At 45.0% G+C, this 13,651-nt stretch carries 13 protein-coding genes; 8 read left to right on the top strand and 5 right to left on the bottom strand.

Annotated features, from left to right (window positions below):
- Window positions 1-285 precede the first annotated feature (285 nt).
- Window positions 286-1,242 (top strand): 6-phosphofructokinase II, encoded by a 957-nt coding sequence (gene pfkB / locus U0008_RS11385; protein ID WP_043493292.1) that lies wholly within the window; start codon window positions 286-288, stop codon window positions 1,240-1,242.
- A 44-nt stretch (window positions 1,243-1,286) separates the two neighbouring features.
- Here the strand turns inward: pfkB and U0008_RS11380 are convergent, their stop codons facing one another.
- Entirely contained in the window at window positions 1,287-1,421 is a 135-nt protein-coding gene (locus U0008_RS11380; RefSeq protein ID WP_255407687.1) for a hypothetical protein, read from the bottom strand.
- A gap of 368 nt (window positions 1,422-1,789) precedes the next feature.
- On the opposite strand from U0008_RS11380, the gene U0008_RS11375 reads away from it, so the two are divergent.
- Together U0008_RS11375 and U0008_RS11370 are read left to right on the top strand one after the other, a co-directional pair.
- Window positions 1,790-2,095, top strand: a complete 306-nt coding sequence (locus U0008_RS11375; protein WP_025796765.1) for a YmdA family protein — start codon at window positions 1,790-1,792, stop codon at window positions 2,093-2,095.
- 188 nt (window positions 2,096-2,283) lie between these two features.
- Window positions 2,284-2,628, top strand: coding sequence for an RNA helicase (locus U0008_RS11370; RefSeq protein ID WP_025796763.1), 345 nt, complete (start codon window positions 2,284-2,286; stop codon window positions 2,626-2,628).
- Window positions 2,629-2,897: 269 nt separating this feature from the next.
- Here the strand turns inward: U0008_RS11370 and U0008_RS11365 are convergent, their stop codons facing one another.
- Entirely contained in the window at window positions 2,898-3,293 is a 396-nt protein-coding gene (locus tag U0008_RS11365; RefSeq protein WP_043493289.1) for a YidB family protein, read from the bottom strand.
- 251 nt (window positions 3,294-3,544) lie between these two features.
- Between U0008_RS11365 and osmE the strand changes: the two genes are divergently transcribed.
- From osmE to U0008_RS11345, 4 genes are all read left to right on the top strand, one after another.
- Window positions 3,545-3,883, top strand: coding sequence for an osmotically-inducible lipoprotein OsmE (gene osmE, locus U0008_RS11360; RefSeq protein ID WP_046449249.1), 339 nt, complete (start codon window positions 3,545-3,547; stop codon window positions 3,881-3,883).
- Window positions 3,884-4,153: 270 nt separating this feature from the next.
- Window positions 4,154-5,350 (top strand): MFS transporter, encoded by a 1,197-nt coding sequence (locus tag U0008_RS11355; protein ID WP_043493288.1) that lies wholly within the window; start codon window positions 4,154-4,156, stop codon window positions 5,348-5,350.
- A gap of 465 nt (window positions 5,351-5,815) precedes the next feature.
- Window positions 5,816-6,253 carry a peptidoglycan-binding protein LysM gene (gene lysM / locus U0008_RS11350; RefSeq protein ID WP_025801085.1) on the top strand — a complete coding sequence of 146 codons (438 nt, stop codon included), beginning with the start codon at window positions 5,816-5,818 and terminating at the stop codon, window positions 6,251-6,253.
- Window positions 6,254-6,407: 154 nt separating this feature from the next.
- Entirely contained in the window at window positions 6,408-6,875 is a 468-nt protein-coding gene (locus U0008_RS11345) for a hypothetical protein (RefSeq protein ID WP_043493287.1), read from the top strand.
- 73 nt (window positions 6,876-6,948) lie between these two features.
- Here U0008_RS11345 and U0008_RS11340 read toward each other — a convergent pair whose 3' ends face one another.
- Window positions 6,949-8,097: a porin gene (locus tag U0008_RS11340; protein ID WP_227660086.1), complete on the bottom strand. Its 1,149-nt coding sequence runs from the start codon at window positions 8,095-8,097 to the stop codon at window positions 6,949-6,951.
- Window positions 8,098-8,867: 770 nt separating this feature from the next.
- Between U0008_RS11340 and U0008_RS11335 the strand changes: the two genes are divergently transcribed.
- Window positions 8,868-9,209: a DHCW motif cupin fold protein gene (locus tag U0008_RS11335; RefSeq protein ID WP_043493285.1), complete on the top strand. Its 342-nt coding sequence runs from the start codon at window positions 8,868-8,870 to the stop codon at window positions 9,207-9,209.
- Window positions 9,210-9,711: 502 nt separating this feature from the next.
- Here U0008_RS11335 and U0008_RS11330 read toward each other — a convergent pair.
- Window positions 9,712-12,342 (bottom strand): PqiB family protein, encoded by a 2,631-nt coding sequence (locus U0008_RS11330; RefSeq protein ID WP_043493389.1) that lies wholly within the window; start codon window positions 12,340-12,342, stop codon window positions 9,712-9,714.
- Complete coding sequence (gene yebS / locus U0008_RS11325) at window positions 12,311-13,555, bottom strand: membrane integrity lipid transport subunit YebS (RefSeq protein ID WP_025801080.1); 1,245 nt, start codon at window positions 13,553-13,555, stop codon at window positions 12,311-12,313. The genes U0008_RS11330 and yebS overlap by 32 nt, the downstream gene beginning before the upstream one ends.
- Window positions 13,556-13,651: the final 96 nt, after the last annotated feature.

The raw sequence follows: 13,651 nt of genomic DNA, 5'->3' as shown, positions 1-13,651 counted from the left end.
CCGTCAAAATATGTGTCTGTCAGCACGGAGCTGACCTCTTTGTTATAGCACCAATATCAATAACATTGCAGTATGACTTTTTTGTGACACGATCAAGATCGGCTTATCTTGTATTAATCGCCTATAAAATAATCATATCGTTCAGGGCTGTCCGTGAGTAGCCGAAGAACAGTGTATCGAATGATCGTTTAGCTCGGCTGGAAAGATCCTTTAATGAACTAAAACAATGAATACATGGGGTGAAGTGGTAGGCTGAGAAAAGCATACATATAACGAGGAGATGTTATGACACCGATATTTACGCTGACGCTAGCTCCTTCGCTTGATAGCTCCACCACAACGGCCAAACTCTATCCTGATGGCAAATTACGTTGCTCAGAGCCGGTTTATGAACCCGGTGGTGGCGGAATCAATGTGGCTCGTGCGATAGCCCACCTTGGTGGAGAGGCAAATGCCATCTTTCCCGCCGGCGGTCCAACGGGGCAGCATTTAGCCGAATTGCTTGAGCAAGAACAAGTGGCTATTCAAACGGTGACAACACAGGCATGGACTCGACAAAACATGCATGTGCACACAGAGATAACCGGAGAGCAGTACCGCTTCGTTATGCCTGGTGCGAAATTGACGCCACAGGAATTTGACCGTTTACGCGAGTGCGTACTAGGTATTCCTGAGGGATCTATTCTGGTTATCAGCGGAAGTCTGCCTGAAGGCGTCACCACTGAAGAGCTTCAGATACTCTTGCGTCAGGCACAAAATAAACATATCCAATGCGTTCTTGATAGTTCTGGTCGTGCGTTGATGGCGGGTTTAGAAGTAGGCAATCTATTGCTGGTGAAACCGAATCAAAAAGAGCTGTCTGAGCTCAGTGGCAAAGATTTACTGGCAGAACCTAGCGCCGTGCTCGAAGCGGCACAGTCTATTGTCGCGGCTGGGAAATCAAAATACGTAGTGGTTTCGCTGGGTGCTCAGGGAGCGCTGGCGGTTGGGCAGCATCATTGGGTTCAGGTTGTTCCACCGCCGGTAAAAATGAAAAGCACTGTTGGCGCAGGTGACAGCATGGTAGGAGCGATGGTGCTTAAATTGTCACAGCAGGCTGATTTACTGGATATTGTTAGATATGGCGTTGCTGCGGGGAGTGCCGCAACCCTAAATAAAGGAACTCGCCTTTGCCAGCAGAATGACGTGAATGCGCTCTATAGCTATCTATGCCAGCAACAAACCCCGCTTAACGATATGTAAATTGCGCCCCGAATCACTACCCATCCAAATGATGGGTAGAACCGTTAGTCCATCACCGTTTTATACAAAATCAATAATGCACCCATTGCGCCTTCGAACGTTGATCTCATCACAAAGCCGGACATGAACAAGAACAACCCACAACCAACGACCATCCAAAAATAAAATTGCTTAATCATGACTTCTATTTCCTTACTTTCAGGCATGATCCTAACATATTCATATGATGAATGCTTAATGGGTTGGATATTGCTTTTCTAATTCGGATTTTTGGAGCGCCAATGACTAGGTTCTGAACTCAGTTCAGAGTTTCTGATGGATGCTGCGATTGATGAGTAAAATGCTGCTATTTGTTGGTTTTGTTAGATTAATTAAACAGTTGCATGTAATTTCTAAAAAATATTTTTATTTTATTGCAACTATTTTACGGTAATTGACATTTCAAACTATTAAAATAGCGCCATGCGGAATATTCAGCTGATGTAAATCAAGTTTATCTTTCTCTTTAATTTGTATTCTTAAGGTGAATAATAAATGGAGGTTACATATGCTTAGGAATAGAGCATGGGTAGGCGGGATAGCATTGTTGCTTGCCCTGCATGCGCCAGTATACGCCGCTAACAAGGGCACAATTCGTTTCGTAGGTTCGATCGTAGAGTCAACCTGTGACATTACACCCAACGGCAAAGGTTTCCATTCATCATGCTACAGAGATGGTGATTACCTAGAGCGTGCCCACAGAGTGTTAAAAAGCGGTGATAAAGTTAGTTTGCCCACTAATGTGGCTGATGTTCATTTGAAACCCATCGATGGTCACCCCAATCTGGGGCATTTAGTGATTAACTATCACTAAGAACTCCTGTGCTGAGTGTTTCCATGGTTTAGCTTTCGTATGGAAACACTCAAACTCTTCCTTTAAGACTTTTCTCCTTGAGGCTTTTTATCAAAGCCGGGATAGTGCGTGATATCGATCACACTAACGGCAACACGCGAGCTATTCACGCAGTGTATGATCTCAGCCAACAGAAGGGGAATTAACCAATGAGAACCATATTGACTGCCGCGATTTTATTCGCATTGGCTGGATGCAGTAGTCCTGAATCAATTACAGCGAATAAGCATCAGGTCATGGATTTAAAAATAAGCCGAGCTGCGGGTATCTATTCTCAGTGCCTAAATAAAAAATGGTCTGATATTAATCCGGCCACACGTTATTATAACAATAATAATACGCATACTATTGCTAGCTATTTAGATGGGCAAGGCGAAATGGCATCGGCAAAAATTCAAACAATAAGCGACAATCAGTCTGATGTGGAAATCTATCTAACATCGCGCGGCAACAGCCAGCAAGCCCTGTTGGAAGCGGCTAAAGCCTGCGTTTGACGCATTTTGATTACGCCGTGTTACCCTAGAACATGTCGTTCAATCGCGTTATAGGTAACCAAAAGAATAAAGATGGTGAGAGTTAATAGCAGTATTTTAATTATTACTTGCTTTCTCTTCGGCCATACTAAAAAAACGATAAGACCTGTAATGGCTAAAGTTACCGGGTAAAAGTAAAATAAGCTGAACCATATAATAACGATGTAATCGTGAAGCATTATTTTCTTCTCGATTACCTTGCCGTATAAGCGGCAAGGTAATGTTTTTCTTTAGCTAAAGAATTTACCTTTCAACACATCTAATCCTGCACTGACCAATGATCCTCCTTGTGGAATTTCACCGTTAGGTGAAAGGCCATCAACCAGTTTAGGTAAATAGGTTGCCAACAGTTGTGATGCACTGTCGGTGTTAATACCTAGAGAGCTTGCAAGCGAGGTGATGGATTCAATGCTAAACACATTCTCGACTTGTTGGCCGGAAATGGGTTGGTTGTTACCGCTGCTAATCCATGACTCAACGATACTGCCGAGCCCTTGGCTTTGAAATTTTTCAACTAACGCACTGATACCGCCTTGCTGTTCGACCCAAGCTAAGATGGCTTTAACGTGATCGGCGTTTCCACCTTGGCCACCTAAAATACCGCCTAGGTTATCTAATAATCCCATGATGTGACTCCAAATTCGGTAAATAGTAAGGAAACTTAATACTTCGTTGGGACAGTATACCGTGCATGGCTTTGAAGCCAATGGCTAAAGTATGGCTAGGAATCGCGGATTAGGACGATATTTAATCGATAAAATGACTTTCGGATCAATCTTAAAAAGCGGGCAAACTTAAGTAAAAAAAACGATGGGTTTGAATAATGCTCATTCTTCTCCTAGGCTTATAGAACACAATAGCTACAAGGAAAGAGAAAATGAAATATACAAAATCAGCTGTTATGGGGATCGCCGCACTGACGACGGCTTTGGCATTATCTGCCTGTAGTACCTACGACCGTGCGGCAAGTTATGTTACCGAACCTGTAGTTAAAGACGTTAAAGTTGGCATGACTAAGCAACAGGTTGTTGATATTGCCGGCCAGCCGGCAACCAGTATTACGATGGTTAATGCTCGCGGTACCTGTAGTACCTACCTGATTAGTGGAACAGATAAAAAACCACAAAACTATTTTGTTAGTTTTGATGATACCGGAAAGGTTCTCAATAAGGGCTATCAGTCTTGCTCTGAATATGACACCAATCCTCAAAAATAAATCTCGATGATGTTAATAAATTCGCGTTTGTCAGGCGGCCTTTTAGGGCCGCTTTATTTTGTATATTAGTTACTTGGTCGTTTTCTGTGCTCCAGGTCACGGTTTAATTGACATAAATTTCAAATCTCACTAAGCTCCACTTCAACACTGATAGGCAATATCTGTGCGTAAGCGTTCACGTCATCCAACGCATTTAATCCTGTTTGTTATTTATGCAGGGGAGAAGGCGTTTCTTTTTAGCTTCTCCTTGCTTTTGGAGTTAGCACTTGTATGTCTCAGTCTCATTTTATTAGTACCCCCAAAGCAAATCATGCGCTGTTTCCTTTGACGTCAGCCGTTTTTCTTACCTATCTCACGGTAGGATTACCTTTACCGGTTATTCCCTTATATGTGCATAACCAATTAGGCATGAGTAATACCATGGTGGGGATCGCTGTGGGAATGCAGTTTCTTGCAACCGTACTTACTCGCGGTTATGCGGGACGGCTAGCCGATCAGCAGGGCGCTAAGCGCTCCACGCTTCAAGGAATGCTGGCCTGCTCGTTGGCGGGCGTTGCTTATCTATTGGCTGCATTGTTGCCGGTTGATGCCATGACCAAATTTGTCATTCTTTTGGTTGGACGATTGGTATTAGGTTTTGGTGAAAGCCAGCTTTTAACAGGAAATTTGACCTGGGGTTTAGGTCTATTAGGACCATCCCGCTCAGGTAAAGTCATGTCATGGACGGGCATGGCCATTTACGGTGCTCTTGCGGCAGGTGCGCCGCTTGGCTTACTGCTAAATCAACATTGGGGATTTGCCGCATTAGGCATTTCTACGCTTATTTTACCGCTTGTTGCTATTTTGATTAATTTTAAAGTCAAGCCCGTTGCGCCTCATGCTGGGCAACGTATTCCTATGTGGCGGATGCTGGGTAAAATTTGGCAGCCGGGTGTGGCTCTGGCGCTGCAAGGCGTCGGTTTTGCCGTTATTGGCACGTTCATTTCGCTATTATTTAGCTCTCACGGTTGGGCACATGCGGGATTGGCGCTCACCAGCTTCGGGCTCTCTTTTGTATTAATGCGAGTATTGTTTGGCCAGTTGCCAGACCGAATGGGGGGAATGAAGGTCGCTATTGCCTCTCTAGTTGTTGAAACCATCGGGCTAGTTCTAATCTATTTAGCAAGCACCTCCATTTTAGCTCTTATCGGTGCTGCTTTAACGGGAGCCGGGTGCTCGTTAATGTTCCCCGCCTTGGGTGTTGAAGTCGTAAAAAGAGTACCGGTTCATGTACGAGGCACCGCGATGGGCGGGTATGCTGCTTTTCAGGATGTTTCCTACGCTATCGCTGGGCCATTAACAGGTATTTTGGCAACCACGCTGGGCTATTCATCGGTATTTGCCGTTGGCGCAGCATGCTCTGCACTGGGTATTATCGTCATTCTGCTTTTCTTGCGACCAGTGGCATCGCAGACCGTTGAGTCTTAGGTGAAAAAAATCAAGGCCTCGAATGAGGCCTTGATTCTAGAGATAAATTGAGTTTGGAATAGAGCCACCATTAGGTGTTATCCCGTCCCGCCATTTGGGTGGGTTTCCGCCGGGTAAGCCATCGCGGTGGCCGACATTGTGCTTGAAGCAACAACCAACACTAATGAAATCAACTTCTTCATTTGACTCCTTCATGACCTGCGGTTTAAGTACCATAACGCGATGCTTCAATGTGAAGCGTGATCGGGTTCACCCTCTGAGAAAATGGTTTGAATTCAGACTTTAATTTATTGTTATTAAAGCTAATTATTTGCTTTACAATTTTGGCACGTGAAAATGACAAATCGAATGGTGTCTGAAAACCGATTATCTTAGATATTCTGCTAAGCTTAATAGGATTAAATTTATCAACGATATCAATTGTGCTCGCCAATTTGGGTTGGGCATAGGTTATTGGAGGTCTAAATGGGTTTGCTAAGTTTCGTTAAAGATGCGGGAGAAAAGCTTTGGGACGCGGTTAGTGGGAATCGTGATGATAAACTCAAAGAGCATATCAATAAGCTTGGTTTACCAGGAGCAGATAAAGTCGACGTAAAAGTTGCTGATGATGGTACTGCCACGGTTTCAGGTGAAGGTGTAAGCCAGGAACTGAAAGAGAAGATCTTGGTTGCTATTGGTAATGTTGCAGGTATCAGCAAAGTAGACGATCAGCTCGCGGCTGCACAGTCTGGTGTGGAGAGCCATTTTTATACGGTTAAAGCAGGTGATACGCTGAGTGCGATTGCTAAAGCACAGTATGGCAACGCCAATGATTACATGCGCATTTTTGAAGCCAATAAACCGATGCTGTCGCATCCAGATAAAATCTACCCTGGGCAGATGCTCATTATTCCACAAAAATAATTGGGTCATCGGTTCGCGTTATGTTTAAAAGCCGCTGATGCGGCTTTTTTTACGCCACATGTTATCCATGAAATGCCATTTTATCTCTCGTCGATATGCGTTATCTCGTTGTCTTGCTATTATCGAACAACAAAAAAATAACGAGGTCTATCGGATGAAAAAGATTCTTACCCTATGTTTGAGTTCGCTATTATTGGCAGGGTGTGCAAGCAGCGAGGGTCAATCGCCATTTAAGAGCTATTTCTCCTGCGATATCCCTGCGGCAAGTCATTATCCTATAATCGAGTCTACGTCAGATCTGCTAGTGAACATGCGCAAGTTGGGTGTTGATGCGGAACGTAAAAACGTCGTGGCGGCACAATGGGCACAGCAAACTACAGATGCCAGTGAGAAAGCGAAAATTGAGTCCTGCAGCAGTGAAATACGCCAAGCATCCATAGATATCGTACAGCCTCAGGTTAGCCGAGTCCAAAGCGTAACGACAGGTTCTGCCCAGTTAGCTGCGCTTAATGATGTACATGTAAAATGGTTGGCTTATATGAATTCAATTACGTTGAAAGGGACCGATGCCTCTCTAGCAAAGGCGTTCAATAACGCGGCAAATAATCTTGATAAGATGTGAGATTAGATTAGGGTTTTGTTTAAAAAAGCACCTAAATAGGATTTAGGTGCTTGAGTAATTAAATTGATTTAACTTAGAAGTCGTAACGCAGACGAACTAGATTCAGATCACTTTTATTGTCTGTGGTATTTGTGAATACATGTTCGACGTCGATCTGGAAGCCATAATCAAACTTGGTGGAAATACCCAGCGTCTGATGGTTGCTCTGATAATCACGACCAGTGTTAAATTTCAGGCGGTCACCAGCATAATAAGGTGTAATATTTTTCACCAGATATTGGCTGATAGGGAAAGTATAACCCGCATAATATTCAACGCCGTAGCCATTTCCAGCAAAGTAATCATGACGGTTTTTAACACCGGTCATTAAGAAATTACGATACCAACCGGCAGATGCTGCCAGAGTCCAATTGTCAGGTTTCCAGCTTAAACCAGAACCCAGCAACTGTTGGCCATTATCGTTTTTGCCACTATCCGCACCGTTATTTTGCTTGATGCTTTGTTGGATATAGCTGTACGCGGTACCCCAAGTTAGCTCATCGGTGATGTGGTAATCCACACCCAATGCGCCGCCGCCTTTACGTTGATAACGCAGCGGGTTGCCGTTATTTACACCGGCAGGGTGGGAGTCATCGTGTAAAACACCGCCCACATACAGATCAACAGGCCCAAAAGTATTTTTATACTGGACCAGATTGTAGCTGCGGTATGAACCGTCGTAGTTACCGTTATACCCGTTACCTGGAGCCTGAGCCTGCATATCGAAGTCCCAGATATCCGTTTTAGCACCCACAACGGTGTAGTAAATACTGTTTTGTTTACCGTAGGTTAGAGTACCCCATGTTGCGCTTTTCAAACCTCCGAACAACATGCGGCGATCGGTATTTGCTGCGCCATCTGCATAGTGATTATCCCAGTTAAACAGCGCTGGAATATTCACACCCAGTTCGTAGTAACCAATCAGGCTAACATCGTCGAACAGGTAATAATCTGCGGAGAAACGGAAACGTGTCCCTCCGTCATAACCGTTGCGCTTATAAGACCCTTTATCGCTGTTGCCCATTTCATCAATAAACTGCGGACGAATACTACCGCCAACCTGAAACTTCAAGCGGCTAAGTGGATCGCCTGCCTGAGGATTTTGCTCTAACAGCGTGATTTCTGCGAGCGAGGAAAAAGAAGCACAACCCAATGCCACTGCTAATACAATTTTTTTCGCCACATGATGTTTAATCATTTTTTATCCCTGACGTATCAACGAATGTTTAATTTACATTCGCAATTGTTTTATAAGTAAAATAATAGAAATACATAAAGTCTGATATATTGCAGCCACTAAATGCGATATGCATTCAACTATATAGCGCAATAAATTGCAACAATAGTTACGTGTTTAAACTAAATAATTTGGGTTGAAATTTTATTTTGATTGAAATTTAACACAAGTCTTCAAACTCCCTATTTAATTCTGCTCAATCCTAATACAAAGTGAACCATAAGCCAATGAGATTAGTAAATATCAATAATCAAGATAAACCACAAAAAATGATAGCTTAGATGAATCAGCATGTGTCTACATTACTATGGGGTATAATCACGCAAGGTGATGACTGTTATAGCGATTATCCGTAGTGTGAGGGATATGTACCCAGCGCAGATTAAGCAACTTCTATCAAACTGATTAATAACAGCTGTAGCTTGTTCTCAATGACATAAGACAAAGAATTAAAACCTAGATATTTGAGATTTATTAGGGGTAATGACAAGTGAAAATTTGAATTTTTCAATCTCACATAAATCAATGTAATAATCATCCGTATCTTATATTTCAGAATTTAGCCTGGCGCTTATGATGAAAAAGCTCAAATAATTGTATCTCTGCGGATAAGGGTAACCGGTGCGAATATAAAAATGTTCACTATTGAATGGTGAATTCCGATATTGCGTTCTAACCTCAATACGGGAAAACTTACCCATAAGAGAGACTATAGAATGAAAATCGATGCGTTTGCTTTTGGTACCACCAACTGGAGTGAAATTGAGCTAACGGAGCATCCCGGAGAAATCGGCATGGCTTACTGGCGTACACAATATTTTGGCAAGAAACCTAATCAAATCCGTGTGCGAATGGTTGATTATTCCCCAGGCTATCTTGCCGACCACTGGTGCCAAAAGGGGCATATTCTTTTCTGTTTGGAAGGAGAACTAGAAACAACCCTGAATGATGGGCGAAAATTCGTTCTGAGCGCTGGAATGAGTTATCAGGTAGGGGATAATGCAGAGCCACATCAGTCCAGAACAACAATCGGTGCAAAGCTCTTTATTGTGGATTGATGAATATCTTAGGGCAACTGTTGATGAGTTGAATGGGTATAGCCACCGATTTTGATCTCAGGGGAGTTTTGTATATCAGTTTTTGTTTTAAAAGATATTTTCTTATTGATTAAAAAGAGACCTGATACGATTCCTGTATCAGGTCTAGGGTAATGGCTCTTGGGAGAGAGCCGTGCGCTAAAAGTTGGCATTAATGCAGGCTTGGATTGCCTTGCTATTTAAGAGTAGTCGACGGTATTTTTTTTGCCAGTTTTTAGCAAATCATGCTGTGGAAGAGAGTTGCGCCAAATGTTAAGTCTTTCTTTTGATGGAGGATGCATTTGTGCGAGAGATTATGCCATTACTCAAGCGATGTTCTATTTATCTCTAATACTTAATAAAAAACGTGGCGTTTGTTGTGTCGAAGAGTCGTGTTGAGAGCGTGCAAAACAGGACATATGACAATCGTGTCAATCAGATATAAAAAAAGCACCGCCAGTAGGCGGTGCTTTTTTGTCTGGAGTTAGCGAAGGGGGATTGCGGTACCCCAGCTTTGCCATTTATCCGGCGCATTATCATTCAGAAGATAGTGCGTATTCGGTTGAGCCTGTGGCGCGAGCGGCGTCGTTGGTGGTGTTGCAAAAGCGATGCCGCCGCGAATAAATTGCTGGAACGTGCCCGTTTTAACCATCCCACCGGTTAACCCAAACTCTACGTTATAGCCCGATGCGAGCCAGAATACGGAGTTTTCGCGTACCAGCTTTTGGTATTTCTTGCTGATGCGCAGCGCCACGTGCACGCGATCAGACATGGAACCCAAATATAGACCCGTCACGGTACCCACTTCGATGCCTCGGAAAAGAACCGGAGTACCAATTTGTAGCGATCCTGTTTCCGGTGCATCGACAATCACACTCAAACCATCGAGATAGCGCGAATCTGCGATCGAGGCCTGTTGCAGCTCGAAAGTACGCATGGTGCGACCGTGACCCGGTTCTAAGTTGATATAGGGCTGTAGCAATGTTTCTAAATTACTGACGCCGGTGGCAGAGATCTCAGGCGTTACGATGGAGAAGCGTGTTCCTTGGCGTGCAAAGGAATCTACGTATTCTGGATAAAGCACCGCTTTCGCTAACACTTCGTTGCGTTCGTTGGAGAGTTTTAGCGATTCAACCTGTCCAATATCGATACCGAGATAGCGAATGGGCATGCCAGCTGAGAGTTTTGACGCATCGTAAGTCCGTAAGGTGATCTGGCTACCAATGGCTCGGGCCGCCGTTTCTGAAGCATAGAGCTCAAGTTTCTGTCCCTTGGTAACGCTGACGCCTTCTATATTGTCAAAGCTCACTGCGCCTTTGATAGCGCGATCTAGCGGAGAAGCTTGAATCGTCAAACCGCTGCCGTTGAGCTGTACTTTAGCTCCGCCTTCTGCCCAGAAAATAGTTTGCGGCGTAAGCAGTTTTCGGTAGGCCGGTTGAATATAAACATCAACTTCAAATTCATTCGATTTCGGCCGAACATCAACAATTTCGCCGACTTGGAATTTGCGATACAACACCACGGAACCTGCTTGAATGTCAGGTAAGGTTTCGGCACGTAAGGTGAGTGTTGATGGCGGTAGGTTGCCAGTAATACCTTGTTCCGCATGTTCGCTGTTTTGGTAGAGTGGGTATTTGTCCTTGGGCTCACCTTTGCTGCCTGGGATAACGCGAATACCACCATCTAACCATTCTTGTGCGCTTGCACCGAGCACCTGAACACCGTCAACGCCAAACTTAACGTCAAGGCGACTGTTAACCACAAATTTGCTGTCGGCATGGATACGGCTGCGATACTGCGGCTCAATAGCGACGTCGAAAACAACCGAGTTATCTTTCAGAACCCGATTAAGGACTTGGCCAATTTTGATTCCGTTCATACTGATAGGTTGCCCAACGTCCACGCCATAGCTTTGTGATGCGCTGAGCGATAGCTTCAGGATATTAGGCTGCTGCAGCAATGACTCTGCGCTTGGCAGTACGGTGAAATGGTTTTGCGGTTCACCTTCGCCAGGCAGCAGTTCAAATACGTTACCCGTGAGGAGTTGGCTCAGTTTGGCATTGTCCAAGCTGAGTCGAGGGCTGGTCATTTTGATGCGGGTTCCACTGCGCATTAGATCGACGATGCTGGGGTCAATCGTTAATTCGCCGCTAACTTTGCTATCTTTCTCCAGCGTCATTTTGGTGAGCGTACCGACCTGTAACCCTTGATAGATAAGCGGCGTTCTGTCCGCAGTGAGGCCATCGCCATTTGGCAAATCCAAGCCGATGACAACACCGCGCTGGCTGTGGGCCAGATCGGGATAGAGCGTGTAGTTGTGGTTGGCAACAGCCTGTTTGCCACCCTGTGGTGAATCAAAAGCAATCGCGCCATTCACTAACGCAGCCATGCTTTCCATCTGAACTGAAATGCCATCTAAGGCAAAATCGCCTTTGAAACCAGAAACATTCCAGAAACGGCTGTTATCTTTCACCAAATTAGCAAAGCGCTTATCGATAAGCACATCGATGCTAACCCCTTGTTGGTTTTCAGCAATCGTAAAATCATAGACTTTGCCTACCGGGATTTTACGGTAATAAACCAGTGAACCGGTGCTTAAAGATCCCAGATCGGGTGCAAACAAGTGGATCAGCAATTCACCGGTATTAAGGCGGAACTTGGGCTGGGTATCCAGCGCGACGAAATGTTGACTAGGTTTTCCCGTACCCGGCATCATCCCAATATAGTTGCCGCCGACTAACGCATCTAATCCTGAGATCCCCGCCAGCGATGCTTTGGGCGTGACAAGCCAAAACTGGGTACCGTCACGCAGAGCGTCTTTCATATCGCTTTTAATGCTCACGCTGACTTCAATTTTATTGAGGTCATTGCTTAGCGCTATCTTTTGTACCGTTCCAACTTCAACGCCTTGATAGCGTACCGGCGTGCGGCCAGCCACCAAGCCTGCCGCCGATTGGAAATCGATAATGACGGTATCTCCGCGCTCTTGCATCGTGGAATAAATCAGCCAGCCTGCAATCAGAAGGGCGATAAAAGGTAATAACCAAAACGGTGATATACGACGTTTACGTCGTAGCGTCGCGTTAGTCGGTGTATTCGGCGTTTCCTGTTGCATGAGCATCCCAAATCAGTCGGCTGTCTAACCATTCTACGGCAAGGATGGTTAGGAATACGGCGGCGCCAAAATAGAAGGCCGCCGGTCCCATAGTAAAAGAAAGTAGCTGGTCACGATTAACCAACGACATCATTAACGCGATGACAAAAAGATCGAGCATCGACCAGCGGCCAATCCACGTCACTAAGCGTAGTAGACGCATGCGTGTTTTAAGGCTGTGCTGGGTTTTAAATTGGATGCTGATCAACAAGAACAGCATCACGATCACCTTAGTGAAAGGAACTAAAATACTGGCAATAAATACGATTGCCGCAATAGGAATATTGCCTGACGTTGCTAAAGAAACCACGCCAGAAAAAATAGTGTCTTCCATCCGCACGCCGTTCACATACAAAATTGAAATCGGCAGCATGTTGGCGGGGAAGAGCATCACGATTGCGGCAATGAGCGCGGCCCATGTTTTTTGTAGGCTGTATGGCTGACGAGCATGCAGCGTCGTATGGCAGCGCGGGCAGCGGCCTCGTGCATCAGGCAGCCCCGTATAATGACAGGCACAGCAGAGTTTCATATCATACGGTGACGTTTTGGGCTGGCTACGTGGATAGAAACGCTCCCACAGCTGATTCAAATTGAGATGAATCAACGTGACCAGAGTGAGCAACGTCATCATCACGTAGGCAAAGAAAGCGTTTCCCACGTTGATATCCGCGTATTCCTGAACCTTTATGCAGGCTACGCCCATGCCGATAAGATAGATATCGAGCATGATCCACTCTTTTAATCTGTCTAGCATCAATAATACCGGACGCAGATTCATCCCCAGCTTATGCCCGAACCGCAGATAGAGAATGGAGAGTGGAAGCGTCAGCGGGGCTCCGACGGTACAAAATGCCACCATGCTGGCCGTGACCGGATCGCCTTGGATCGCCATTTGCCAAATACCTTCAATCAGGCTGGCATAAATGGTGGTTCCCAGTAGGCGGATTTGAATCAGCGGCTCGTTTAAGGCAAACGGCATCAATAGCAAAATAGCGATAGACAGCGCGGTTAAGCGCGTCATGGACCAATCACGCCCAGAGCAGATTTTGGCACAGCAACGTGGGCAGTATGCGGTATGGTTTTTATCCAGCTCGGGGAGTTGGAAAACATAGTCGCATTCGTGGCAGCGTTTGATGTGCTGTTCGGGTAGCGCGGTTATTCGAGTGATATTCATTCAGAAACGCAAGATGGGTGGCGCAAGGGGGGAAAGTATCGCATTGATGGCCTTAAAACAGAATGGTTGTTATAAAAATGTAGGTCGAACTTGTGT

The organism is Hafnia alvei, assembly GCF_034424155.1.
Lineage (GTDB): Bacteria > Pseudomonadota > Gammaproteobacteria > Enterobacterales > Enterobacteriaceae > Hafnia > Hafnia alvei.
This window is presented reverse-complemented; position numbering and strand designations above follow the sequence as displayed.